We start from the raw sequence: 26001 nt of genomic DNA, 5'->3' as shown, positions 1-26001 counted from the left end.
ATGGCCCAATACGCTGCCAACGAAATCGAAAACTTGCCCGATAGCCCTGTTGCCCGTGAGGATTTGGGCGCGGGCGGTATTCCGAGGGGCGCTGGCGCACGCTCTCCGCTGTTCTGGAAGGTTCTGCTCCTTTCGGTGGCGGTCATCTGGGGCTACTCCTTTACCACTATGAAGGACGCACTCGGCACCATTCCGGTGTTCGCGCTGCTCTATGTACGTTTTCTACCCGCAGCGTTGGTCATGTTTGCCGTCTTCCACAAGCGCATCATCGCGCACCTCAACGCTCGCAACCTGATCGTTGGCCTGAGTATGGGCGTGCTCATGTGGGCGGCCTATGCGTTGCAGACGGTCGGTCTGGCACATACTACGGCGGGCAAGAATGCTTTTTTGACGGGCACGTATTGCATCCTTGTGCCGTTCGCGAGCTATTTCCTGAGCGGCGAAAAGCTCACGCGCTACAACTTGGGTGCCGCGCTGCTGTGCCTAGCGGGCATTGGCCTCGTCGCACTCGATAGCGTTGAATTCAACATTGGTGACGTCATTACGCTGGCGGGCGCGGCCTTTTTCGCCATCCAGATGGCGGTGACTGCCAAGTACGGTCGCAAAATGGACATCAACGTCATCACGTTTTGGATGTTTGTGGGCAACGGCGTGCTGAGCCTGGCAACGTCGCTGCTATTCGAGACCCAAGCGCCTCTGTCCGTGTGGACGCCGAGCTTTATCAGTGCGATGGCGTTTCTCTCGGTGGGCTGCACATGCGCGGCTCTGCTCATCCAAAACGTCGGCCTGGCGCATGTCCCGGCCTCGACGGGCTCGCTGCTCCTTTCGATGGAGTCGCCTTCGGGTGTGCTGTTCTCGGTGCTGCTGATGGGGGAGGCGCTCACCTCGCGCCTGCTCGCCGGCTTCGCGCTCATCTTCCTGTCGATTATCTTGAGCGAGACTCACTTCGATTTTTTGCGTCGAAAGCCGCGCCCGCAATTGTAAACAACTTGTTGCGCCGCCCTCCCGGGGCGGCATTTTTTATGCCTCGCCCTTAAAGTAGTACCTTGCACTTTACGCTATCAAAGTGCTTGCTGCAAAAACGATACTGGAGGGCATCTATGGCACCAGCTTTGTCCGATCTTCAACCGCAATCAGCGCCCAAGGCCACCGCAGCGGCGCAGACCGCTATCGGTGACGGTCTCGTTGCAGAAGCTCAGGCTTTTGCAGACGAGCTCGCTGCGTGGCGACACGATCTCCACCAGATGCCCGAGCTGGGTAATAGCCTCCCACAGACCTCTGCGTATATCCAAGCGCGCCTGACTGAGATGGACATCCCATTTGCCACGCTCGTTGATGGTTCCTGCGTTGTGGGCCTTGTCGGCGCCGGTGCCGCCGCGGCCCAAGGCAATGGCGTCTGCACGGACGAGCAGGCCGGTACGGTCATCATGCTTCGTGGCGACATGGACGCCCTGCCCGTTGCCGAAGAGTCAGGCGAGCCTTTCGCCTCTACGAACGGCTGCATGCACGCATGTGGACACGATATGCACGCGACGGCGCTGCTTGGTGCGGCTCGTATGCTCAAAGCGCGCGAGACTGAGCTTGTTGATGCCAACGCCACGGTTAAGCTGCTGTTCCAGCCGGGCGAGGAAACCTTTGAGGGTGCCCGCGCCGCCATCGCCGACGGTCTGCTGCAGAACCCGCGCCCTCAGGTCGCCTTTGCCATGCATGTCAATAGCCAGTCGCCGCTTGGCCTGGTGCTCTACGGCAGCCCGGCGCTCTCGGGCGTGTACGGTTTTCGCATCACGCTTCAGGGCAAGGGCGGCCATGGCTCGAGCCCCGAGATCTGCATCGACCCCATCACGGCCGGCGTCCATGTGCATCTGGCGCTTCAGGAGCTCATCTCCCGCGAGGTGCCGGCGGCCAAGGAGGTCGCGCTTACCGTTGGCAAGTTCGCCGGCGGTCAGGCCGCAAATGTCATCCCCGACACTTGTGTGCTCGAGGGAACGCTGCGTGGCTTCGATGTCGAGCTCATGGAGCACCTCAAGGCCCGCATCGCGGAGGTCGTCAAAGGCGTTGCCACGACCTATCGTACGCCGGCGACTATCGAGACGCTCTCGGATGTTCCCCCGCTCGTACTCGATGACGATATGACGCAGGCGTCGCTTGGCTACGTGGGCGCGGTGCTGCCCAAGTCCGCCTTCCTGCCGCTGTTCCACGCCATGGCGAGCGAGGACTTCGCGTTGATTTCGAGCGAGATCCCGAGCGCGTACTTTACCGTGGGCGCTGCTGTGACTGATACGGACGAGCATTTTGCTCAGCATCATCCCAAGGCACGTTTTAGCGATGCCGAGCTTCCCCTTGGCGCCGCGGCTTATGCCGCCGTCGCTTTGGGCTATATCGCTGACCACAAGGAGTAATCCATAGCCCAGCAGCATAAATTCTTCTCCGGTTGGCTCGTCGTGGCCTCCGGCTTTGTCATCATGGCCACGGTCGTTATCGCCAAGATTTCGCTCGGCGCGATCTATGACCGTTTTGGCCTGCGTTTTGGCAATATCCTTGGCTCCGTTGCGTGCATTATCGCCTGCGTGGCGTTGTGCTTCCCGACGACGGACCTCGGTCCCATCGTGGACGCGGTGAGCTTTGGTATCGGAACGTGCATGGGCACCATCACGCCTACCATCGCCGCGTCCAAGCAGTTTGGCATGGCCGACCTCGGCAAGGTCACGGCACTATTACCTCGCTCGAGATGGTCGGCGGCACCGTGGGCGCCATTGTCTCGGGCGTGCTGTTCGATGTCACGGGCTCCTTTGCGAGCACCTGGATTGTGTGCCTGGCGTGCTCCGTGGTCATGCTTGTGTTCCTGCTAGCATCCGAGCCTATCGCCGCCAAGTTGCGCGCGAGCGTGGCGGGGGAGTAGATAGGCCAAAGCGCATTGCCGCTTGTCCGCTTCGTCCGTGGCTACCGCGGCGGCGCATCTGGCCGAACGAGCCCCCATACCCTCGTTCGGTCAGACGCGCCGCCGCTGTATGTGTTTGTGCCGTATAATGACCGTTACCTATGACGCGATACAAAAGAAAGGTGTTTGCCCATGCAGGCACAGAAGGCGGAGGGAACCCGCGACCTTATCGGCGCTGAGATGCGCGCTTGGCAAAAGATGCAGCAGATCGCTGCCGGCGTGTTCGAGCCGTTTGGCTTTAAGCCCATCGAGACGCCCGCCATCGAGCAGGTGGACGTGTTTGTCCACGGCATCGGCCAGTCGACCGACGTCGTGCGCAAGGAGATGTTCCGCGTGTTTAGCGGCGCCAACCTGGAGCGCGTCTTTACCGAGGGCACCGATACCAAGCTCAAGCCCAAGCAGCGCCTGGCGCTTCGTCCCGAGGGCACGGCTGGCGTGGTGCGCGCCGTCGTGGAGAACAACTTGGTGCCCCAGGGCTCCACGCCGTTTAAGGCTTACTACGCCGAGGCCATGTTCCGTGGCGAGCGTCCCCAGAAGGGTCGCCTGCGCCAGTTCCACCAGGTGGGCATCGAGTGGCTCGGTGCTCCCGATCCGGCGGCAGACGCCGAGTGCATCATTATGCTCATGGAGTTTTACAAGCGCCTGGGCTTCGATCTGTCCAAGCTCCGTCTGCTCATTAACTCGATGGGCGATGCCCAATGCCGTCCGGCCTATCGCGAGCAGGTTAAGCAGTTCATTCTCGACCATGCCGATGAGATGTGCGACGAGTGCCGCGAGCGCGCCGAGCTTAACCCGCTGCGCGCCTTCGACTGCAAGAACGACCACTGCCGCGAGATCATGGCCGACGCCCCGCTGATGGGCGACAACCTGTGCGATGAGTGCCGCGAGCACTACGAGCAGGTCAAGCGCTATCTGGACGCCGCCGGTATCGAGTACGTCGAGGATCCCACCCTGGTGCGCGGCCTGGACTACTACACCCGTACCGTCTTTGAGGTCGAGGCTCCCGGCGCCGGTGTCGGCTCCATCGGTGGCGGCGGTCGCTATGACGGCTTGGTCGAGCTCGAGGGTGGCAAGCCCACGGCCGGCGTCGGCTTCGCCGTCGGTTTTGAGCGCGCCCTGCTGGCCCTTCAGGCATTTGGTAACGACTTGGGTGCCGAGGAGGCCCCGTGCGTCTACGTCGCCAATGCCGGCAAGGATCTGCGTCAGAACGTCTTTGCCATCACGCAGGAGCTTCGCGCCGCAGGCATCGTGACCGAGGCCGACTACCAGGGTCGTTCGCTCAAGGCCCAGTTTAAGCAGGCCGACAAGGTGGGCGCCAAGCTCATCCTGGTCCTGGGTGGCGACGAGCTTGCCGCCGGCAAGGTCAAGGTGCGCGACATGCAGAGTCACGACGAGGTTCTCGTCGATTTGGCCAACGTGGTCGAGGCGGTTCGCGAGCGCCTGTAGCGCATCTTTTTGAGCTGCGGGCCTGCTAACGTGCCCTGCTCATGGAGAGCGATTGTTACGGGGGTGTTTCGCATTTATGCGGAATGCCCCCGTTTGCATATGCCGTCCACCGAGAAATACGACCATTTGGGGCAAAAACCCTTGCAATGCAGAAAATACTTTTGTGTGGTAAAGCGCAATCAGCTCCGAAAGTTTTTGCCGAGTGCCTATAATGGATACCGCATGTTACGTGCATAGAAGGAGGAATGGGAGGAAACGTGGCTGAGAACCTAAGCAACCAGTCTGTACCCGAAGCCGCGGCGCGCGTCGCTGCCGTGGTCAACCGCCTCGTTAACCGAATCGGCTCGAATGCCGAGTCCAGGGAGCGTCTCGCCGAGATCGAGATCCCCGAGGAGCTGCGCGACAATCTGGCGCTGTTCCTGCGCCTGGAGCGTCGTGTGCTTAGCGAGTATGATCCTGAGATCGCGGACCTGTTCGACAAGATTCTGTCGGCCGAGATTGTGGCCAATGCCGGCAACCCCGGTACCCGCGCTGCCGACGAGGCCGTCGACGAGCAGGGCGTGCCCACCGCCGACGAGCCCACCGCCGTGGCATTCCGTGAGGTCGTCGATCTGATCGACAGTCTGCCGCTCGATAAGCAGCAGGTCATCGTTCGCGCCTTTACGAGCTTCTTCCACCTGGCAAACCTGTCGGAGGAGAACTACCGTGTGGCGCAGCTGCGCGAGCGCGAGGCCGGCGCATCGACCGATACCGAGGTCGATCCCGCCAACGAGCTCACCGTCGCCTATCACCAGTTGGTAAACGAGATGGGTGTCGAGGGCGCCAACGAGCTGCTCGGCAAGCTCGAGTTCCACCCTGTCTTTACCGCACATCCCACCGAGGCCCGTCGCAAGGCCGTCGAGGGCAAGATTCGCCGTATCTCCAACCTGCTGGAGGAGCGTCCGCGTCTGGGCGGCTCCGACCTGGTGGAGAACGAGCGCCATATGCTGCAGGAGATCGACGCCCTGGTGCGTACGAGCCCCATCGCGCTCAAGAAGCCCACGCCGGTCGAGGAAGCCGATACCATCATCGACATCTTCGATAACACGCTGTTCGACGTCATCCCCGTCATCTATCGTCGCTTTGACGACTGGGTGCTGGGCGACAAGGCCGGTACCGTGCCGCCGCTGTGCCCGGCGTTCTTCCATCCCGGCAGCTGGATCGGTTCCGACCGCGACGGTAACCCCAACGTCACCGCCAAGGTGAGCCGCGAGGTCGCCGCCAAATACTTCACCCACATGGTGCTCAAGCTCGAGGACAAATGCCGCCGCATCGGCCGCAACCTCACGCTTGAGGCCACCTACAGCAAGCCGTCTGCCGAGCTCATCAACCTGTGGAACCATCAGGTCGAGATGAGCACCCAGTACACGGCCCGCGCCGAGCTGATCTCCGAGCACGAGCCGCATCGCGCCGTCATGCTCGTCATGGCCGACCGTCTGAACGCCACCGTACGCCGCATCACAGATACCATGTATCACAGCGCCGATGAGTTCCTGGAGGACCTGCGCGTCGTCCAGCGCTCGCTGGCCGCCTGCGGTGCCGTCCGTGCCGCCTACGGCCCGGTCCAGACCATCATCTGGCAGGTTGAGTCCTTCGGCTTCCATATGGTCGAGATGGAGTTCCGTCAGCACTCCGTGGTGCATGCCCGCGCCCTCAAGGATATCCACGAGAACGGTATCCATGGCGACCTGCAGCCCATGACGCGCGAGGTCATCGATACCTTCCGCGCTATCGGCTCCATCCAAAAGCGCTACGGCAAGAAGATGGCGCACCGCTACATCATCTCGTTCACCAAGAGTGCCCAGCATGTGGCCGATGTCTTTGAGCTTGCCCACCTGTCCTTTGCACACGAGGAGGATGTCCCCGAGCTCGACGTGATCCCGCTGTTCGAGCAGCTCGAGGACCTCGAGGGCTGCGTCGACGTGCTCGACCAGATGCTTACGCTGCCCGTGGTGCAAAAGCGCCTTGCCCAGACCAACCGCCGCATGGAGGTCATGCTGGGCTATTCCGACTCCTCCAAGGATGCCGGTCCTACCACGGCCATGCTCGCGCTGCACTCCGCGCAGGAGCGCATTGCCAAGTGGGCCGAGAAGAACGATATCGACCTGGTGCTCATGCACGGTCGCGGCGGCGCCGTGGGCCGTGGTGGCGGCCCGGCCAACAAGGCCGTGCTGGCGCAGCCCAAGGGTTCGGTCAACTGCTTCTTTAAGCTCACCGAGCAGGGTGAGGTCATCTTTGCCCGTTACGGCAACCGCACGCTGGCTCAGCGTCATGTTGAGTCCGTTGCAGCCGCAACGCTTTTGCAGTCGGCCCCGAGTGTCGAGAAGACCAACACCGAGACCACGCAGAAGTTCTGGGATATGGCCGAGAAGCTCAACACCGCAAGCCACGAGCGCTATCTGGACCTGCTGAACACCGAGGACTTTACCCCGTGGTTCTCGACCGTGACGCCGTTGACCGAGGTCGGTCTGCTGCCGATCGGCTCGCGTCCCGCCAAGCGCGGCCTGGGCGCCAAGTCGCTCGACGACCTGCGTACCATTCCGTGGATCTTCAGCTGGAGCCAGGCACGCATCAACCTGGCCGCTTGGTACGGCCTGGGCACCGCCTGCGAGCAGTTGGGCGACCTCGACCAGCTTAAGGCTGCCTACCAGGAGTGGCCGTTCTTCCGCACCTTTATCGACAACATCGAGATGTCGATCGCCAAGACCGACCAGCGCATCGCCAAGATGTATCTGCACCTGGGCGATCGCCAGGATCTGTCCGAGAAGGTCTTCACCGAGATGCAGCTCACACGTAAGTGGGTCCTTGCCATCGTCGGTGACGAGTGGCCGCTGCAGCGCCGCCGCGTGCTCGGCTGCGCCGTCCGCGTGCGTAACCCCTATGTCGACGCTCTGTCCATTGCCCAGGTCCGCGCCCTTCGCGAGGTGCGTATGAACCAGGACGAGATGGCCGAGGAGAAGAAGGCCGAGTACATGAGCCTGATTCTTTCGACTGTGACCGGCGTCTCGGCAGGATTGCAAAACACGGGGTAATCGACAGCCCTGTGGCTCTCACCGGGACCCGATGGGTTTCCCTCTGAATGCGTCCTCGCACTTGAAGCCCCCTTATCCTGCTCCTTCGGAGCTGCGGATAAGGGGGCTTCGTGCTGCGGAATGCATTCAGAGGGAAACCCATCGGGTCCCTTCGTCCTCGGTCTTCTGGAATTAAAGCTGAGGAGAAGAATGGCGCGCTTCGCGCGTTTTGGATGGGGTTTGTCCCGGCGGCGCGTTTGGCGCTCCGCGCTTCGCGTCTTATCGATTGGGATTGAGATGCATGTGGCGCTTCTCGCCTTACGACTGTAGCGGCCGCGGCTCCGTTTGGGATCGTGGCCGTTTTGTTGTGGGTCAAATATGAACGTTGTGTTAATGAGTCGGTGGACGGTGGTGTTTTTCGGTGAGCGGCGTATCCTTCCAACGGTTTGACTAGTGTGTCAGTTGAAAGGAAGAGGGCGCTCGTCAATGTTTGAATGTGAACTACCGTTTGACCACAAGACGTTGCATCTGGAGCTCGAGGACAAGAACTTCGCGGGTGTGATGGAAGGTCATCAAAACGAGTTTAAGACTACGAAATCGCAGGAAGAGCTGGTAGAGGAGTCGCTTGCCAACCCTTATGGCTCGCCTTCGCTCGAGGAGCTTTGTGCTGGCAAAAAGGATATCGTAATTATCAGCTCTGACCATACGCGTCCCGTTCCTTCGCGTGTGACGATGCCTATTCTGCTGCATCACATTCATGCCGCTGCGCCTGAGGCCCGTGTGCGTATTTTGGTTGCTACGGGTATGCACCGTCCGTCGACGCACGAGGAGCTCGTCAATAAGTATGGCGAGGACATCGTTGCCAACGAGGAAATCGTTATGCATGTCGCGACCGACGACAGCATGATGAAAAAGATCGGCACCCTGCCTTCTGGTGGCGAGTGCATCATCAACAAGATCGCTGCCGATTGCGACCTGCTGCTTGCCGAGGGCTTCATTGAGCCGCACTTCTTTGCCGGTTTCTCTGGCAGCCGTAAGTCCGTCTTGCCCGGCATCGCCAGCTATAAGACCATCATGTACAACCACAACGGTCAGTTTGTGAACGATTCTCATTCGCGTGCCGGCAACCTGTGCCACAACCACGTGAGCGAGGACATGTTTGCCGCTGCCGAGATGGCTCACCTTGCCTTTGTGCTCAACGTGGTGCTCAACGGCAAGCACGAGGTCATTGGCTCCTTTGCCGGCGATATCCACAAGGCGCACGAGGCCGGCTGCGAGTTCGTGAAGAGCCTTGCCGGCGTTGAGCCCGTCGAATGCGAGATCGCCATCACCACCAATGGTGGCTACCCTCTCGACCAGAACATCTATCAGGCCGTGAAGGGCATGTGCGCTGCCGAGGCCACACTTCCCGAGGGCGGCGTGATCATCGATGTCGCCGGTTGTGCCGACGGTCACGGTGGCGAGGGCTTCTATCACAACATCGCCGACAACGATCCGGCGGAGTTTGAGCGCGCCTGCATCGATCGTCCCAAGGACGAGACCCTGCCCGATCAGTGGACGAGCCAGATCTTTGCCCGCATCCTGGCGCATCACCCCGTGATCATGGTCACCGACCTGTGCGATCACCAGATGCTCAAGGATATGCACATGACGCCGGTCAACACTATCGAGGAGGCGCTCAAGCTCGCCTTTGAGATGAAGGGTGCCGATGCCAAGGTTGCCGTTATTCCCGATGGCCTGGGCGTTGTCGTCGCGCAGCACTAGCACGCGGCCTAAACGAATCGTTTTTAACTGACAAGAAAGATAAGGTTTTATGCTTACCAAACTCCTCTGCGAATTCGGCGCAACTGCCCTCATGATCATCTTTGGCGTGGGCGTGCACTGCGATACCGTGCTCAAGGGCACTAAGTATCAGGGCTCCGGCCATATGTTTGCCATCACCACCTGGTCTTTTGGCATCTCGGTCTGCCTGTTTGTCTTTGGCGGCGCCGTGTGCATGAACCCCGCCATGGTGCTTGCCCAGTGCATCGTCGGCTTGGTGCCGTGGGGCAGCTGCATCCCCTTCATGATTGCCGATATGCTCGGCGGCTTTGTGGGTGCCGTAATCGCCTGGTTTATGTATGCCGATGAGTTCAAGGCTTCCGAGGGCGTCGTCGACCCCATTGCCCAGCGCAACATTTTCTCGACCAACCCCACCACCGAGGGTACGAACTATGCCCGTAACTTCTTCTGCGAGGCTATCTGCACTTTTGTGTTCATCAGCGCCATCCTTGCTGCCGCTAGCCGCGCCGGCGAGAACGTTCTGATGCTCGCAATCTGCGTCGGCCTGATCGTTTGGGCCGTTGGCATGGGCATGGGCGGCATCACCGGCTTCGCCATGAACCAGGCGCGTGACCTTGGTCCTCGCATGGCCTATCAGGTGCTGCCGATCAAGAACAAGGCTGACAACAACTGGAAGTACGGCCTGCTCGTTCCTGGCATCGCTCCGTTTGTCGGTGCTATTGTGGCCGCGCTGTTTGTGCATGGCTTCTTGGGCATGTTCTAGTCGAAGGACGGCTCTATAAGGTTCGGGCTCGGCAAGGGTTTACTTTCCAACGCGTCCTCGGACATGCAAAAAGGCTCGCTGCGCACTTTGTGCGGCGAGCCTTTTTGCGTCCTGCGGAATGCGTTGGAAAGTAAACCCTTGCCGAGCCCTGGGCATTCTGGCTGTGTTCGAACAAGCAACCCAACATATATATCTGAATTTGGATGTGAGGGGCGCTTTGCTTTTTGGTGCCCTGAGATGGGGGCGAGACTTTGGAATGAGAGGCTAACTTAGCCGAAGAGGGGCTTTATGGCTGAGAGGTAGTCTTTGGCTACGTCCTCTTTTGGGGCTTGGAAGTTGTGCCAGGCCCACCATTGGACCATTCCTACGAAGCTTGAGGCTATGTGGTGGAGGAGGAAGCTGCGGTCCATGGTGCCGGCGGGCCCTTGGGGGCCGTTGGGGACGGTTTCGGCTGCTCGTGACATGATGGTCTTGCGTAAGCAGTCGGCGAAGACGCGTGAGCCGGCGCCGGCTACGAGGGCTCGAACGCCCTGGCGGCGCTCCCAGAGATTGTTGAGGATATGCTCGACCTGAACGAGTGGGTCGTCGAGCGGTGTGCCATCGTCGTCGAGGGCGTGGGTGCAGATGTCGCTCACGAGTTCGGACAGTAGGTCATCCTTGCTCTTGAAGAGACCGTAGAACGTGGCTCGACCCACATGGGCGTGAGCGATGATGTCGCCGACGGTGATCTTGCCGTAGTCCTCTTCGCGCAGCAGTTCGGAGAACGCCGCGATGATGGCGGCGCGGCTTTTTGCCTTGCGGGCATCCATGGCTATGCGTCCGCGTGAACGAGCAGACAGCGGAGCGTGCCGGAGCAGCCCTCGTAGGGGCGCTTACCGGCGCCGTAGCCGACGGCCTCGATGCGGTAGCGGGCCGGCAGGTGCTCGGACGTGCGCAGTGCGGCGACGATGGCGGCGCCCGTGGGCGTCACAAGCTCGCCGGCGACTGGTGCGGGCGTGAGGACGATATTGCCCGCCTGGCACAGGTTGACGACAGCGGGGACGGGAATGGGCATGAGACCGTGGGCACAGCGGATGGTACCGTGACCCTCGGAGAGCGACTCGACCACGATGTCCTCAATACCCAGGTCATCGAGGCAGATGGCAACAGAGCAGACGTCGATGATGGAGTCGACGGCGCCCACCTCGTGGAACATGACGGTCTCGGGCGTTTTGCCGTGGGCCTTGGCCTCGGCGGCGGCGAGCGCGGTAAAAATGGCGAGCGCGCGACGCTTGGCGCCATCGCTTAGCTGCGAGCCATCGATGATGGCGGTGACGTCCGCCAAAGAACGGTGGTGATGGTGGTGGGCGTGATGGTGGCCCTCGTGGTCGTGGTCGTGGTCATGCTCGTGGCAGTGCTCGTGTTCGTGCTCGCCATGATCATGATGGTGGTGCTCATGCTCGTGCGTGTGCTCGGCAGCTGCTTCGTTGCCGTAGAGCCAGGCCATATCGTGATCGTGATTCTCGAGCTCCTCTGCAAGCTGGACGTCGAAATCGCAGGCGTCGATGCCATGCTTGTTTACGCGCGTCACGGCGATCGAAAAGCCGTCGACCGGCAGCGTGGCGAGCTGTTCGCGCAGGTGCTCCTCGCTGGCGCCCAGGTCGAGCAGGGCCGCGACGGTCATATCGCCGCTGATGCCCGAGGTGCCGTCGATGATAAGCGTGTACTGATGGTTGGACATGAAATGCTCCTTAGCGGGCGCGGGACGCGCCGGTACTCAGATGATTGATAAGGCTTGCCTGGTAGGCGGCGCCAAAGCCGTTGTCGATGTTGACGACCGAAACGCCGCTGGCGCAGGAGTTGAGCATGGCGAGCAGCGCGGCTACGCCACCAAAGCTCGCGCCGTAACCCACGCTGGTGGGAACGGCTATGACCGGACAGCTTACCAGGCCGCCGACAACGCTCGCCAGTGCGCCCTCCATGCCGGCAATGGCGATGACCACCTGTGCCTGGGCAAGTTCCTCGGCATGCGCGAGCAGACGGTGCAGGCCGGCGACACCCACGTCGTAGAGGCGGTCGACCTCGTTGCCATAGAACTCGGCCGTCAATGCGGCTTCCTCGGCGACGGGCAGGTCGCTCGTACCAGCGCAGGCGACGACGATGCGTCCGTTGCCGGTAGGGGAGGGCTTGCCGCCCACGAGGGCGAGCTGTGCGTCCGGGACATATCCCAGGTCGATGCCGTTGCCAAGAAGTTCAGCGGTGCGCGCGGCTTTTTCGGCATCCAGGCGCGTGACCAGGATGCGCTCCTGGCCGGCATCGCGCAGTGCTTCGATAATGGCGGCAATCTGATCGGCGGTTTTACCGGCCCCGTAGACAACCTCGCCGGCCCCCTGGCGCACCCCGCGCGAAAGATCGAGCTGCGCAAAGCCCAAATCGGCGGTCGGAGCCGTCTGTATGCGCGTGAGGGCGTCGGCAGGGGTGACTGCTCCGCCGGCAACATCGCTCAGCAATTGCCCAAGATCTCGCTTATCCATATATGTTCCCTTCGACGGCGCAAAGTCTAGCACTCAAAGGGTATATTTCCGAACACTAAGACAAAATTGTTCGGAAACTATAGGACAGACTGATCCAATTGTTGGACGGATCGACTAGTCGCGCAGGATGATGTCCATGGCGAGCATCAGGTTGCGCTCGTCGATGGTAAACGGGGCGGCCTCGCGCGTCTTGGGCTTGGCGCAAAACGCGATGCCCGTGCCTGCGGCCTGGATCATGGGGATGTCGTTGGCGCCGTCGCCGATCGCGACGGTATGGGCCATATCGACACCGCACTCAACTGCCCAGTCCAGCAGCTGGATAAGCTTGGATTCCTTGGTCACGATGTCTGCCGCCAGCTTACCCGTGAGCTTGCCGTCCACGACCTCCAGACGATTGGCCAGGCAAAAGTCGATGCCCGCGGCGGCTACGATCTTATCGGCGACCTCGTGGAAGCCGCCGCTCACCACGCCGACCTTCCAGCCCTTGCTGCGCGCCGAGCGCACAAGCTCCAGCGCGCCGGGAGTAAACGTCACGCGCTCAAAGGTGCGCTCGAACACGCTCTCGTCCAAGCCGGCAAGCAGCCCCACGCGCTCCTCGAGTGCCTGCTTAAAATCGAGTTCGCCGCGCATCGCACGCTCGGTAATTTGTGCTACCTGCTCGCCCGCGCCTGCCTCTTCGCCCAAAAGATCGATAACCTCCTGATTGATGAGGGTGGAGTCGATATCCATAACGATGAGGCGTGCAGTCATGTTGGGCCTTTCCGAGCGCGGTTGTATTGGGGCACATTGTCGCACGCGGCGTGCCTCGGCGACGACTGCGGTGCGCCAATTGTTTCGTCTCCGTCAAGTCTTTGGGCAGGAGCTACTTTTCCGCGGCACATCGACACAGGTGCGATAAGATAGAACGCCATGTCTGGCTGCGCGGTTTACGCAGGCCGGGCAAATCTGTACGACGCCGCCCGGAACGACACGGGGCGGCACAGATCCATAAAGGAGGATCACTGGTATGAGCCAGACCCGTCCCATTGACGAGCATTCCATGCACACCCGTACCTGCGGCGAGCTTCGCTTCGAGAACGTGGGCGAAGAAGTCACCCTCACCGGTTGGGTGAGCCGTCGCCGCGACCACGGCGGCCTTATCTTCTGCGACCTTCGCGATCGCGAGGGCATCACGCAGCTCACCTTCGACCCCGAGCATTCCGACGGCGATGCCTTTAAGATCGCCGAGACCATGCGTCCCGAGTGGCCCATCAAGATTCACGGCGTCGTGCGCGCCCGTGGCGAGGAGACCACCAACACCAAGCTCGCGACCGGCGAGATCGAGGTCCTGACCGATCATGCCGAGGTGCTCAACACTTCCGTCACCCCGCCGTTCCAGATCGAGGACGGCATCGAGACCAGCGAGGACACCCGCCTGCGCTATCGCTATCTGGACCTCCGTCGTCCCGAGATGATGGCCAACCTCAAGCTGCGCTCCGACTTTACCTTTGCCATTCGCGAGGCGCTGCACAACCGTGAGTTCATGGAGGTCGAGACGCCCTCCCTGTTCAAGTCCACGCCCGAGGGCGCCCGCGACTTCATCGTCCCCAGCCGTATCCAGCCGGGCAACTTCTACGCCCTGCCGCAGTCCCCGCAGCTTCTGAAGCAGCTGCTCATGGTCGGTGGCGTCGAGCGCTACTACCAGGTTGCCAAGTGCTTCCGCGACGAGGACCTGCGTGCCGACCGTCAGCCCGAGTTCACCCAGGTCGATATCGAGATGTCCTTCGTGGACCAGAACGATGTCATGAGCGCGCTCGAAGAGGTCCTGGCCGACGCCTTCGGCCGCATGGGTGTCGAGATGCCCACGCCGCTGCGTCGCATGGACTATTGGGAGGCCATGGACACCTATGGCTCCGACAAGCCCGATACTCGCTACGGCATGCACCTGGTCGACCTGACCGACATCTTTGCCAACTCCAAGTTCAAGGTCTTTGCGACCGCCGCGAACGAGGAGGGCTCCGTCGTCAAGGCCATCAACGCCAAGGGCGCCGGTGCCTGGGCACGTGCCAAGATCGATAAGCTCGCCGGCGTGGCCTCCACGTTTGGCGCCAAGGGCCTGGCCTGGATCGCTTTCCGCGAGGATGGCTCCATCAACAGCCCCATCGTCAAGTTCTTCTCGGACGAGGAGATGGCGGCTCTGCGTGAGCGCATGAACGTCGAGCCCGGCGACCTTGTGATGTTCGCCGCCGGTCCGCGCCTGCTCTCTGACGAGATCCTGGGCGGCATGCGTTCCCACATGGCTAATGCGCTCGAGATCAAGCGCGAGGGTCACGACTTCTTGTGGGTCGTCAACTTCCCGCTGTTCCACTGGGACGAGGATCGCAAGGCCTATGCTGCCGAGCACCAGCCCTTTACCCTGCCGACCGAGACCGACATCGCCAAGATCGAGGCCGACCCGCTGGCAGCCGGTTCCTGCACCTACGACTTTGTCATGGACGGCTTTGAGGCCGGCGGCGGCGGTATGCGTATTCACAACGCCGAGATGCAGATGTCCATGCTCAAGCTCCTGGGCTTTACCGAGGAGCGCGCCGAGTCGCAGTTTGGCTTCCTCATGGAGGCCCTCAAGTTTGGTGCGCCCCCGATGGGCGGTTTCGCTCTGGGTCTGGACCGCGTGTGCATGCTGCTCACCGGTTCCGACTCCATCCGCGACGTCATGGCGTTCCCCAAGACTGCCAGCGGCTCCGACCTCATGTCGGGCGCTCCGAGTGCCGTTTCTGGCGCCCAGCTCAAGGATGTCAGCCTGCGCTTGATGTAGGCGAGCGGCTACATATTGCTTGCAACGAGGGAAGGACGCGCTCCTTCCCTCGTTTTTTATGCGCCGAGGTTGTGAGGGCATGGGATGACCGGGCGTCGCGGAAAGTGCGTCCCGGAATCTGCGTCCAGAACGGGTCGCGCTTTCCCAAAGGGGGTCCTCTGGGAAAGCGCGACCCAGAATTCGGCAAAATAATGGGACACAGCTTCCGCTTGAGCGGTCTAACGGAAACTGTGCCCCAGAATGAGCGCTCAAAACGGGGCAGGCTTTCCGCAACAACTGTCTGGCGAAAAGCCCGGCCCAGTTTCCTACAGCGAGTCTCTCTGAACGAGCTGCATGTGCATCACGGAGGTGGTGGGCTCGGCGCCCTTGATCATGTCGAGCGCAATGTTGGCGGCCATGTGGCCTTCTTCGCGCAGGGGCTGGCGGACGGTCGTGAGTGCGGGGACGCAGCGCGCCGCAATCTCGTGATCGTCGAAGCCGACGACAGAAACGTCTGCCGGAACGGATAGGCCTGCCTCGTTGAGTGCGGTGACGACGCCAGCCGCGATACGGTCCGATCCGCAGAGCACGCCATCGAAAGCAATCTCGCGCGCGAGGATCTGGTGCATGGCCTGATAGCCGTCTCCGCTGTTCCAGCCGGTATAGATAACGTTTGCGCCTGGGAGGTCTTCGCCCAGGACGGTGCGGTAGCCGCGCAGGCGGTCGACAACAGCGGGGTTGTCTTGCGGTCCCAACACGGCGACGATATCTTTGCGCCCGCGATCTTTCATAGCGAGTGCCGCAAAGCGTCCACCCTCTTCGTCGTCAGAGTAGACTGTCGAGAACACATCGCGATAGGGGTGGCCCTCGAGCTGGCCGCACAACACGGTGGGTACGCCCAGCTCGCGCAGCACCTCGAGCAGCTCGCTGCCCTTGTAAGGGGAGACGTCGATCACGGCGTCGAACGAGCGGCGCTCAAAGTGCTCGCGTGCGCGGTTGCGCTCATGCGTAGAAGACGCCTGCAAGATAACGGGCAGATAGGACGACTCCGACAGTTCCTCGGTAATGCCGCTCAAAAATTCGCTATAGGTGGGGTCGCTGAAGAGCTCACTCAGGGGCTCGGTCACGAGCACGGCGATGATTTCCGTGCGCCCGACAGCGAGCGCTCGGCCGCGAGCGTTGGGGACAAAATTGACTTTCTTGGCCGCCGCACGGACGCGCTTTTTGGTTTCCTCGCTAATGCGGGGCGAATCGTTGAGGGCGCGCGATGCCGTGGAGCGCGACACGCCGGCAGCTGCGGCAACCTCGGCAAGCGTAGGTGCGGTGCGAACTGGCTGGGTCATGGCGTCTCCTGGAAAATGCGGTCGATGTTGTCACTGATACGGGCTGGTGCGGATACAGCTTACTATAGTGCACCTGAACAGCGTTCATGATATCCGGTGACAGGTGTCGTTTTGCAACCAAGCCGCAATCGAATACGTCTCGTGTGGGTGAGATATCAGCGGGCGTGGCGGTTGCCTACGAGCTTAAGAACGATGTTTTGCGCTGAGTTTCGATACTCAGGGTGACATAAGTGAGGCGGTTGTACAACCGGTTGCACCGTTAATCCGGCAGAATCGACCGTTCAGCGGACAACCGGTTGCACAGGGTTTGGCATCGCCCGTAAGATAAGGACAACCGGTTGCACAAGAATCACTACGATGACGAAGGAGCATCACCATGGACGCCATTAACGATTGGGAAAACCAAGCGCTCACCCACAGGAACCGCCTGGCACCCCATGCGTACTTTATGGGTTACGAGACCGCCGATCTCGCCGCTACGTACAGCCGCGAGCTGTCGCGCGGGTTTGTCCAGCTGTCCGGCTCGTGGCAGTTCCGCCTCTTTGAGGGGCCTGCTGCCGTTTCCAACGAGGAGCTCTCTACGTACGAGCCCGAGTGGGATCACGTGGAGGTTCCGCACCTGTGGCAGGTGGATGGCTATGGCAACCTTGCCTACACCGACGAGGGTTTCCCGTTCCCGGTGGATCAGCCGTTCGTTCCCTCCGACGACCCCACGGGCGTCTACCAGCGCATCGTCAACCTTCCCGCCGTGCCTGCCGGCGCTCGCGAGATCATTCGTTTTGACGGCATCGAGAGCTATGGTGAGCTGTACGTCAACGGTCAGTTTATCGGCATGACCAAGGGCTCGCGCCTGTCTGCCGAGTTCGACGTGACCGACGCGCTCGTCGAGGGCGACAACCTGTTTGCGGTCAAGGTCCTGCAGTACAGCGATGGCAGCTATATCGAGGATCAGGACATGTGGTGGGCCTCGGGCATCTTCCGCGATGTGTACCTTATGCAGCGTCCCGCCGCGCACCTGGTCGACTTTAGGTTCCGCACGCACCGCGAGGGCGATGCCGCTCTGATCACGCTCGATACGGTGGCCGAGGGCGCTACCCGCGTCGTGTTTACGCTCAGCGATGGCGAGAACGTGGTCGCTACGGGCGAGTGCGTCGACGGCCATGCCGAGTGCAGCGTTGCCGATGCCCACTTCTGGAACCCCGAGGACCCCTTCCTCTATGACCTTACGTTTGAGGTCTACGACGGTGACGAGGTCAGCGAGTACGTTCCGCATCGCCAGGGCCTTGCCGAGGTGACGGTCGAGGGCAATCATATCTACCTCAACGGCACCTACTTTAAGATGCATGGCGTCAACCGCCACGATCACGACGATCACAAGGGTCGCGCTGTGGGCCTCGATCGCATGCGCCGCGACCTGGAGCTCATGAAGCGGCACAACATCAACGCGGTGCGCACCTCTCACTATGCCAATGACCCGCGCTTCTACGAGCTGTGTGATGAGTATGGCATCATGCTGGTCGCCGAGACCGATATGGAGAGCCACGGCTTCGAGAATATCGGCAACATCGCCCTGGTCACCGACGATCCGGCATGGGAGCCGGCCTACGTCGACCGCATTGAGCGCCTGGTGATGCAGGAGCGCAACCACGCCTGCATCATTATGTGGTCGATGGGCAACGAGAGCGGCTATGGCTGCAACATCCGCGCGATGTACGCCAAGGCTCACGAGCTCGATGATCGTCCGGTCCATTACGAGGAGGACCGCAACGCCGATACCGTCGACGTCATTTCCACGATGTACTCCCGTGTGTCGCAGATGAACGACTTTGGCGAGCATCCGTTCCCCAAGCCGCGCATCAACTGCGAGTACGGCCACTCCATGGGCAATGGCCCCGGAGGCCTGTCCGAGTACCAGGAGGTCTTTGATCGTTGGGATTGCATCCAGGGCCAGTTCATTTGGGAATGGTGCGACCACGGTTTGGCTGCTGTGACCGAGGACGGCGTTGCCTACGACATGTATGGCGGCGACAACGGCGACTACCCCAACAACAGCAACTTCTGCATCGATGGCATGGTGTTCCCCTGGCAGCAGCCGAGCCCGGGCCTTACCGAGTACGGCCAGGTCATCTGCCCGGTCCGCATGGCTTATGACGCCGAGGCAGGCGAGCTGACCGTCACCAACAAGCGTTGGTTCACCACCCTCGAGGATGTCTGCCTGTCGGCCGAGACCCTGGTGGACGGCGACGTGGTCTGCCGCAAGACGCTCATGCCCGGCGCGGTTGCCCCCGGCGAGTCCGTCCAGCTGCCGCTGGTGATTCGCGAGGCCGCAGTGGGCGAGACCCTGCTGACCGTGCGCGCCTACACCATGGCCGCTCACGTCTGGTGCGAGCCGATGTTCCAGCTGGGCGCAAGCCAGTTTGCCATCGCAAACCATCCGGCGCCGGCCATCGTGCCCCCCGCTCGTCCTGAGCTTACGGTTGAGGAGACCGAGCAGGAGATCCGCATCCACTCCCTCAACGGCGAGCTGACCTTCAGCAAAGTCAACGGTACCGTGAGCGAGTGGAAGGCATCCGGCCGCGACGTCATGGCCTCTGGTCCCCAGGTTGGTTTTTGGCATCCGCTCGTCGATAACCATGCCCAGGAGTATGACTCACTGTGGAAGGACAACTTCATCGATGTGATGCAGACGTCTACCCGCAAGGTTTCTTGGAAGCAGGATGGCAATGCGGTCGTCGTTACCGTGAGCCAGCGTATCGCTCCTCCCGTCCGCGCGTTCGGCATGCGCGTCGAGCTCGTCTACACCGTGCTTCCGAGCGGTCGCGTCGACCTCAAGGTTTCCGGCGAGCCCTACGGCGATTACTCGGATATCATCCCGCGCATCGGCATCTCCTTCGAGGTCCCCGGTTGCGATCGTGCCGTCGAGTGGTATGGCCACGGCCCGGGCGAGAACTATCCGGACTCGCTGCGCGCCAACCCGGTCGGTCATTACCGCACTACGGTCGACGACATGTTCACGCCCTACGTTATGCCTCAGGATTGCGCTAACCGCGAGGGCACCCGTTGGGTCGCCCTGCGCTCTAGCCACGGTGACGGTCTGGTCGTGACGCGTCCGAGCGACGCCGCTTCCAACCCGTTCTCGTTCTCGGCATGGCCCTATAGCTGCGAGGCCATCGATAACGCCAAGCACGTCTACGACCTTGTCAAGGGCGACACGGTTACGGTCAATATCAACGACCAGCTGCTCGGCCTTGGTTCGAACTCTTGGGGTTCCGAGGTGCTCGATTCCTACCGCACCCGTTTTGAGAGCTTCAGCTTTGAGGTGTCCCTGCGACCGCTGACGTCTGCCGATCTGGCTCAGGCGCTGGCACCCATTAAGGAGGCATAAGTCATGCATGTCTTTAACTCGCGCGTCGATTTCGACGCTCAGATGAAGTCCGTCAAGAAGTGGATGCGCACCGGTCAGGCGCTCGATGGCGTTGCCGACCTGCAGCACGACGTGGCTTACTCCATCGGCGACTCGTTGGTGTACTGGTGGGTCTATGCCCGCGAGGCCGCTACCGCCGATCTGGTCGGTCACCGTCGCTACCATGCCGTGCTCGCTCCGCTCGACGGCGACCTGACCGTCGAGGTGGCTTCCAAGGCGGATCTTACCTGCACGCGCACTTACAGCGATATCGACGATCGCGAGCGCTTTGAGGGTATGGGGGAGACCGTGACGATTCCCGCCGGCGGCGTTGCCGTCGTCGAAATTGACGAGGCCTACCGTGTCGTGGCCGATGTCGCGGATTCCCGCGTCGTGGTACTGCACGTGACGGTTGAAGGTTATTCCTTCCCCAACAAGTAGTATTCGTCCGTTTGGGCGTTTGCTTAGCGCCGTTAAGGGGGATGGCTTTGTTGACTCCCTTTTCCCCATTCCCCTTAGCAGGTGCGCCGTCCACGATTGCGCTTGCAGTCCGGACGGTTTTAGATGAGATATAACGGATGATTGGGAGGGCTTATGAGCTCTGAAAAACGAGGAACGATTGGTTCGTTCGCTCTGCTGGGCATGACGGTCGCCGCCGTGTTCGGTATCAAGAACATCATCAACAACAACGCGGCCATCGGCTTGGCAGCTGCGCCGTCGTTCTTCTTCGCCACGCTTTTGTACTTTGTCCCCTATACCCTGGTTACCGCCGAGTTCGTCGGCCTTAACAAGGACTCCGAGTCGGGCGTGTACGCCTGGGTCAAGACCTCGATGGGCGGCCGCTGGGCATTCCTGACGGCGTTTAGCTACTGGTTCGTTAACCTGTTCTACTTTGCGTCCGTCCTGCCTAACGTCATCATTTACGCGAGCTACGTGTTCTTTGGTGCCAATGCTGAGCTCTCGCAGCTGTGGATCACCATTATCGAGATCGTCGTCTTTGCTATCGCCACGTGGGTTTCGACCAAGGGCGCTAAGTGGATCGGCTCCATTTCCTCCTTCGGCTCGACCGCGGCTCTCGGCCTGACTGCCGTGTTCATCTTGCTGTCCCTGGCTGCTGCCTTTGGCGGCGTCGAGTTCGCTACGGCTCCTACCCCCGCTAACATGGCTCCCGACACGACCAACTTCGCAACTATGTGGGGCTTCTTCGGTACGCTTGCCTGGATCATCCAGGGCGTTGGCGGCGCTGAGTCTGTCGGCGTGTTCCTTAACGACCTTAAGGGTGGCGTCAAGGCCTTCGTGCGCACCGTCGTTATCGCCGGCCTGACCATCGGCCTTCTGTATGCAGGCGCTTCGCTGCTGGTCAACCTGTTCATTCCCGAGGGCGGCGTTGCCATCTCCACCGGTATCTTCGACGTATTCGGCGCTGTCTTTGCCCACTTTGGCATTCCCATGGAAGTGTCCACGCGCGTCATTGGCCTGATCCTTCTCGCTGCCACGCTGGGCTCCCTCATGATGTGGACCTCTGCTCCCATCAAGGTCTTCTTCACCGAGATCCCCAAGGGCGTCTTTGGTAGCAAGATCGTCGAGCTCAACGAGCACGGCATTCCTGCCCGCGCTGCCTGGCTGCAGTTTGCCATCGTCGTCCCCATCCCGATCATCCCGGCCCTGGGCTCCGGCAACCTAGACGACCTGCTCATGATCGTCACCAACATGACGGCTGCCACCGCTCTGCTCCCGCCGCTGCTGATCCTGCTTGCCTACTTTATGCTGCGCAAGAACTTCGACGCTGCTCCCCGTGGCTTCCGCATGGGTTCGCGTACCTTTGGCCTGGCCATTGCTGCATTCCTGCTTGTGGTCTTCTGCTTCGTGCTTATCTGCGGCACCATCCCGCTCGATCAGCCTCTGTGGCTGACACTGGTCTACAACGTTGGCGGTGTAGTTATCTTCCTGGGCCTTGCCGTGATGTGGTACAACCGCTACATCAACCGCCTGCGCGAGACCGATCCCGAGGCTGCCGAGAGCGAGCTTCGCCCCTCCGTCCTCGACATGATGGAGTAGCGGCCAGGATTAATCTGCGGCTGTGGAATAAATCGATTCCCTTTCCTAAGGAGGGGCCTTACGAGGCCCCTCCTTTTGTGTTTTGGGACATGGTTTTGGATCCCGTGGTCAAAAAATGCCAAATATGAGTACTGTTGCAAAAGAGGTGTCATATTTTTCGGCCCGTTCTGAGCGAAAATGGGCTCAAAATCAATTTATCTAACCCCCTTTAAAGGGCGTTTGACGGCTTTCAACCTCTTCGAATCGCTCAAAGTAGGCACTTTGCTCTCGATTTTGCTGCTACTAAATTGGTGACAGTACTCATATTTGCCACTTTTTGCCCACGAGGTGTTCAGAGGAGCTCTCGACAAGCATCTAACGCTACAATAACTACCACGTGGCTGGGTTTACCGGCCGAATATGCGATGCCGTGGGAGGGGACATGGTCGAGTTTACAAAGACGATTAAAGATCCGTTGGGATTACATGCCCGCCCGGTTGCGCTGCTCTATGACATTATTGCCAAGCATCGTAGCAACGTATCGGTCAGCATCGGCGATCGCCATACCGACGGCCGCGATGTAATGGGGCTCATGGCTCTCTACGGCGAGTGCGGCGAGGACATCATCTTCCGCATTTCGGGCGTAGACGAGGCCTCATGTGTCACGTCGATCAGAAACCTCTCCCTCTAAACGCAACAATGTGACAAAGGGGCTGTCCCCTTGTCACATCTGTTTCATATGGGAAACTTTTTCGAAAACTGAATAGGGACCCTTTCCAAAAAGTTAACCACGTGCTAGTTTACTATAGCGAACATAGACGTGGTTAACTTTTGCTGCGTCGATGTTGAGGACGAACTGACGTTAGGAGCTCACTCATGTCTTGCGGACCGCAGATGCCGGCTATGCCGCTTTCGATGGTAAAAGCGGGCGAAACCGTGCGCGTGTCTCGCGTAAAGGGCAATGAGGATATGAAGCACCATCTCAAGGACCTCGGCTTTGTCGAGGGCAGTGAGGTTCACGTGGTGAGTTCGAGTGGCGCCAATATCATCGTCACCGTGCTGGGCGCACGCTTTGGTATCGATACCAAGGTCGCCATGCACATCATGACCGTCGGTTAGTTCGCAGCATTTCATAAAAGCTGAAAGGGGGAAAAGAATATGAAGACGTTGGGTGACGTTAAGGTGGGCGAGAGCTCTACCATCGTCAAGCTTCACGGCGAGGGCGCGCTTCGCCGTCACCTTATGGACCTGGGCCTCATCAAGGGCACTTCGTTCAAGGTCGTTAAGGTTGCACCGCTCGGAGATCCGGTCGAGATCAACGTGCGCGGCTACGAGCTTTCCATCCGAAAGGAGGAGGCTGCCGTCGTCGAGGTCCAGTAAGGGCCCGCGGCAACTATTTATGCAGATAAAGTTATGTTTTTCTAACTTAAATTTGCAATGTTGAAGCACATTATCCAGCCCGTGCGGAGAAAGCAGCGCGGGCACACAAGGAAGAAGGATTGAATGGCGGATTCTCAGATCCATGTCGCGCTGGCGGGTAACCCCAACTGCGGCAAGACCACGCTTTTCAACCTGATCACCGGCGCCAACGGCTACGTTGGCAACTGGCCCGGCGTCACGGTTGAGAAAAAGGAAGCCAAGCTCCTGAGTGACAAGAACGTCACGATTACGGACCTCCCCGGCATCTACTCGCTTTCCCCCTACAGCCCCGAGGAGCAGTGCTCGCGCGATTACCTCATGAGCGGCGAGCCCGATGTCGTCGTCCAGGTGGTCGATGCCACCAACCTCGAGCGCAACCTGTACCTGGCGCTTCAGGTTATCGAGACCGGCCTGCCCGTGGTCGTCGCCCTCAACATGGCCGACCTCGTGGAGAAGAACGGCGACAAGATCGACACCGACAAGCTGTCCAAGAAGCTCGGCTGCCCGGTCATGATGATCTCGGCCCTTAAGAACAAGGGCATCAAGGAGCTTTTCGAGCAGGTTAAGAAGTCCGCTGCTTCCAAGGGCCAGGTGCCGGAGCACAAGTTCGATTCCTCCATCGAGGACGTTCTGGACCACATCGAGAACAACCTGCCGGCGAGCGTTCCCGCCAACAAGCGTCGCTACTACGCTGTCAAGCTGTTTGAGCGCGACGCGGACGCCTGCAAGCTCATCAACCTCACCAAGGAGAAGGCCGCTCGCGTCGAGCAGCTGGTCGCCCAGTGCGAGCAGGATTGCGACGACGACGCCGAGTCCATCATCACCGGCGAGCGCTATGGCGTGATCGCGCACATCATCGACGAGTGCCTCACTAAGGCCCCGGCCAAGATGAGCACCTCCGAGAAGATCGACCGTGTGGTTACCAACCGTATCCTTGGCCTGCCGATCTTTGTGGTCATCATGTTCTGCGTGTACTACATCGCCGTTTCTACCCTGGGCGGCACGGTGACCGACTTCACCAACGACCAGCTCTTCGGCACCGACGGTTGGTACGTGCTCGGTCAGGGTCGCGACGCCTATGACGCAGCTGTTGAGGCTGCGGGCGACAACGCCGACTCGGTCGACCCGGCACAGTACGGCCCCTATGTCCCGGGTATCACCACCGCGGTGCATGACGCTCTCGTGGCGGGCGGTACCGAGGACGGTGGCCTCGTCGATTCGCTGGTCTGCGACGGCATCGTGGCTGGCATCGGCGCCATCATGGGCTTCGTCCCGCAGATGTTCCTGCTCTTTGTGATGCTGTCTTTCTTGGAGGACTGCGGTTACATGGCCCGCGTCGCCTTCATCATGGACCGCGTGTTCCGCCGCTTTGGCCTGTCCGGTAAGTCCTTTATCCCCATGCTCGTGTCCTCGGGCTGCGGCGTCCCCGGCGTCATGGCTACCAAGACCATCGAGAACGAGAAGGACCGCCGCATGACGGTCATGACCACCACGTTCATCCCTTGCGGCGCCAAGCTGCCGATCATCGCCCTGCTTATGGGTTCCATCATTGGCGACTCTTCTACCACCGCTGCGTGGATCAGCCCGCTCTTCTACTTCCTGGGCGTCTTTGCCGTCATTGCCTCGGGCCTCATGCTCAAGAAGACCAAGCTCTTCGCCGGCCGCCCGACGCCGTTTGTTATGGAGCTTCCTGCCTACCACTTCCCGGCGATCCGCTCTTGGGCGCTGCACGTGTGGGAGCGCTGCTTCGCCTTTATCAAGAAGGCCGGCACGGTCATCTTTGCGTCCACCGTCGTCGTTTGGTTCCTCTCCAACTTTGGTAGCTACAACGGCGCCTTTGGCTACCTGCCTTCCATGGAGGGCACCCCCGAGGAGTTCATGGATTACTCCGTGCTTGCCATGTTCGGCAACCTGGTCGCTTGGATCTTCGCCCCGCTCGGCTTTAGCACCTGGCAGGCCACCGCACTGACCGTCTCTGGCCTCGTCGCCAAGGAGAACGTTGTCGCCACCGCCGGCTCGCTGCTGTCGGTTGCTGACGCCGCCGAGACCGACCCGAGCCTGTGGACCGCGTTTGCCGGCATGTTCCCGACTATGGGCGCCTGCGTTGCCTTCGGCGCTTTCAACCTGCTGTGCGCCCCGTGCTTTGCCGCCATGGGCACTATCCGCAATCAGATGGACTCCGGCAAGTGGACCGCGATTGCCATCGGCTACGAGTGCGCCTTCGCTTGGGTCATCGGCCTGTTCATCAACCAGTTCTACAACCTGCTTGTCCTTGGCCAGTTTGGTATTTGGACGGTTGTAGCCATTGTGCTGCTGGTTGCGATGCTCTTCCAGATCTTCCGTCCCATGCCTAAGCACGCTTGGACCGACGAGGACGAGACCAACACCGCTTCCGCCGCAGTTTCCGCTTAAGTCCGAATAAGGATCAGCCCCTTTCCGCGAGCCCGGGTGTCCCAGCGACACTCGGGCTTTTTGGTGGGGGAGATGTGGCGTTTCCGCAGATAAAACCGACCAAAATAAACCTGTCCCTTTTT

The 26001-nt window shown here is 60.6% G+C and carries 20 protein-coding genes; 15 read left to right on the top strand and 5 right to left on the bottom strand.

Translation table 11 applies throughout. The features are described from left to right. From DXC79_RS00160 to larD, 7 genes are all read left to right on the top strand, one after another. Entirely contained in the window at positions 1–984 is a 984-nt protein-coding gene (locus DXC79_RS00160) for a DMT family transporter (protein ID WP_117634248.1), read from the top strand. A 116-nt stretch (positions 985–1100) separates the two neighbouring features. Beyond that, positions 1101–2399: a M20 family metallopeptidase gene (locus DXC79_RS00155; RefSeq protein WP_117634246.1), complete on the top strand. Its 1299-nt coding sequence runs from the start codon at positions 1101–1103 to the stop codon at positions 2397–2399. Between the two features lie 236 nt (positions 2400–2635). Continuing rightward, positions 2636–2899 (top strand): major facilitator superfamily domain-containing protein 7, encoded by a 264-nt coding sequence (locus DXC79_RS09965; protein ID WP_147327458.1) that lies wholly within the window; start codon positions 2636–2638, stop codon positions 2897–2899. A 171-nt stretch (positions 2900–3070) separates the two neighbouring features. Further along, positions 3071–4384, top strand: a complete 1314-nt coding sequence (hisS, locus tag DXC79_RS00150) for a histidine--tRNA ligase (protein ID WP_117634244.1) — start codon at positions 3071–3073, stop codon at positions 4382–4384. 257 nt (positions 4385–4641) lie between these two features. Further along, on the top strand, positions 4642–7455 hold the full coding sequence (locus DXC79_RS00145; RefSeq protein ID WP_370445742.1) for a phosphoenolpyruvate carboxylase: 2814 nt from the start codon (positions 4642–4644) through the stop codon (positions 7453–7455). Between the two features lie 465 nt (positions 7456–7920). Further along, complete coding sequence (gene larA / locus DXC79_RS00140) at positions 7921–9198, top strand: nickel-dependent lactate racemase (protein ID WP_117634240.1); 1278 nt, start codon at positions 7921–7923, stop codon at positions 9196–9198. 49 nt (positions 9199–9247) lie between these two features. After that, entirely contained in the window at positions 9248–9979 is a 732-nt protein-coding gene (gene larD / locus DXC79_RS00135; protein WP_117634238.1) for a D/L-lactic acid transporter LarD, read from the top strand. Positions 9980–10248: 269 nt separating this feature from the next. Here larD and DXC79_RS00130 read toward each other — a convergent pair whose 3' ends face one another. The 4 genes from DXC79_RS00130 to serB form a co-directional block, all read right to left on the bottom strand. Beyond that, positions 10249–10788, bottom strand: a complete 540-nt coding sequence (locus DXC79_RS00130) for a TetR/AcrR family transcriptional regulator (protein ID WP_117634236.1) — start codon at positions 10786–10788, stop codon at positions 10249–10251. Between the two features lie 2 nt (positions 10789–10790). Further along, complete coding sequence (locus tag DXC79_RS00125) at positions 10791–11699, bottom strand: LarC family nickel insertion protein (protein WP_117634233.1); 909 nt, start codon at positions 11697–11699, stop codon at positions 10791–10793. A 10-nt stretch (positions 11700–11709) separates the two neighbouring features. Next, positions 11710–12492 (bottom strand): nickel pincer cofactor biosynthesis protein LarB, encoded by a 783-nt coding sequence (larB, locus tag DXC79_RS00120; RefSeq protein WP_117634231.1) that lies wholly within the window; start codon positions 12490–12492, stop codon positions 11710–11712. Between the two features lie 114 nt (positions 12493–12606). Further along, the gene (serB, locus tag DXC79_RS00115) at positions 12607–13242 is read right to left on the bottom strand and encodes a phosphoserine phosphatase SerB (RefSeq protein WP_117634229.1); all 636 of its coding nucleotides are present in this window, start codon (positions 13240–13242) and stop codon (positions 12607–12609) included. A gap of 256 nt (positions 13243–13498) precedes the next feature. Here serB and aspS point away from each other — a divergent pair, with 256 nt between their 5' ends. Next, complete coding sequence (aspS, locus tag DXC79_RS00110) at positions 13499–15286, top strand: aspartate--tRNA ligase (protein WP_117634227.1); 1788 nt, start codon at positions 13499–13501, stop codon at positions 15284–15286. A gap of 305 nt (positions 15287–15591) precedes the next feature. Here aspS and DXC79_RS00105 read toward each other — a convergent pair whose 3' ends face one another. Next, positions 15592–16608 (bottom strand): LacI family DNA-binding transcriptional regulator, encoded by a 1017-nt coding sequence (locus DXC79_RS00105; protein WP_117634225.1) that lies wholly within the window; start codon positions 16606–16608, stop codon positions 15592–15594. A gap of 376 nt (positions 16609–16984) precedes the next feature. On the opposite strand from DXC79_RS00105, the gene DXC79_RS00100 reads away from it, so the two are divergent. The 7 genes from DXC79_RS00100 (at position 16985) to DXC79_RS00070 (ending at position 25879) form a co-directional block, all read left to right on the top strand. Then, complete coding sequence (locus DXC79_RS00100; protein WP_117634222.1) at positions 16985–19993, top strand: glycoside hydrolase family 2 TIM barrel-domain containing protein; 3009 nt, start codon at positions 16985–16987, stop codon at positions 19991–19993. 3 nt (positions 19994–19996) lie between these two features. Beyond that, entirely contained in the window at positions 19997–20452 is a 456-nt protein-coding gene (locus DXC79_RS00095; RefSeq protein WP_117634220.1) for a hypothetical protein, read from the top strand. Positions 20453–20605: 153 nt separating this feature from the next. Further along, positions 20606–22069 (top strand): amino acid permease, encoded by a 1464-nt coding sequence (locus DXC79_RS00090; protein WP_117634217.1) that lies wholly within the window; start codon positions 20606–20608, stop codon positions 22067–22069. Positions 22070–22490: 421 nt separating this feature from the next. Further along, positions 22491–22739, top strand: a complete 249-nt coding sequence (locus DXC79_RS00085; RefSeq protein ID WP_117634215.1) for an HPr family phosphocarrier protein — start codon at positions 22491–22493, stop codon at positions 22737–22739. Between the two features lie 185 nt (positions 22740–22924). Then, complete coding sequence (locus DXC79_RS00080; protein ID WP_233502896.1) at positions 22925–23167, top strand: FeoA family protein; 243 nt, start codon at positions 22925–22927, stop codon at positions 23165–23167. 39 nt (positions 23168–23206) lie between these two features. Beyond that, positions 23207–23428, top strand: a complete 222-nt coding sequence (locus DXC79_RS00075) for a FeoA family protein (protein ID WP_006234774.1) — start codon at positions 23207–23209, stop codon at positions 23426–23428. A gap of 123 nt (positions 23429–23551) precedes the next feature. Then, on the top strand, positions 23552–25879 hold the full coding sequence (locus DXC79_RS00070) for a ferrous iron transporter B (RefSeq protein WP_117634212.1): 2328 nt from the start codon (positions 23552–23554) through the stop codon (positions 25877–25879). Positions 25880–26001: the final 122 nt, after the last annotated feature.

This window comes from Collinsella sp. TF08-11AT, from assembly GCF_003437035.1.
In the GTDB taxonomy this organism is placed as follows: domain Bacteria; phylum Actinomycetota; class Coriobacteriia; order Coriobacteriales; family Coriobacteriaceae; genus Collinsella.
This window is presented reverse-complemented; position numbering and strand designations above follow the sequence as displayed.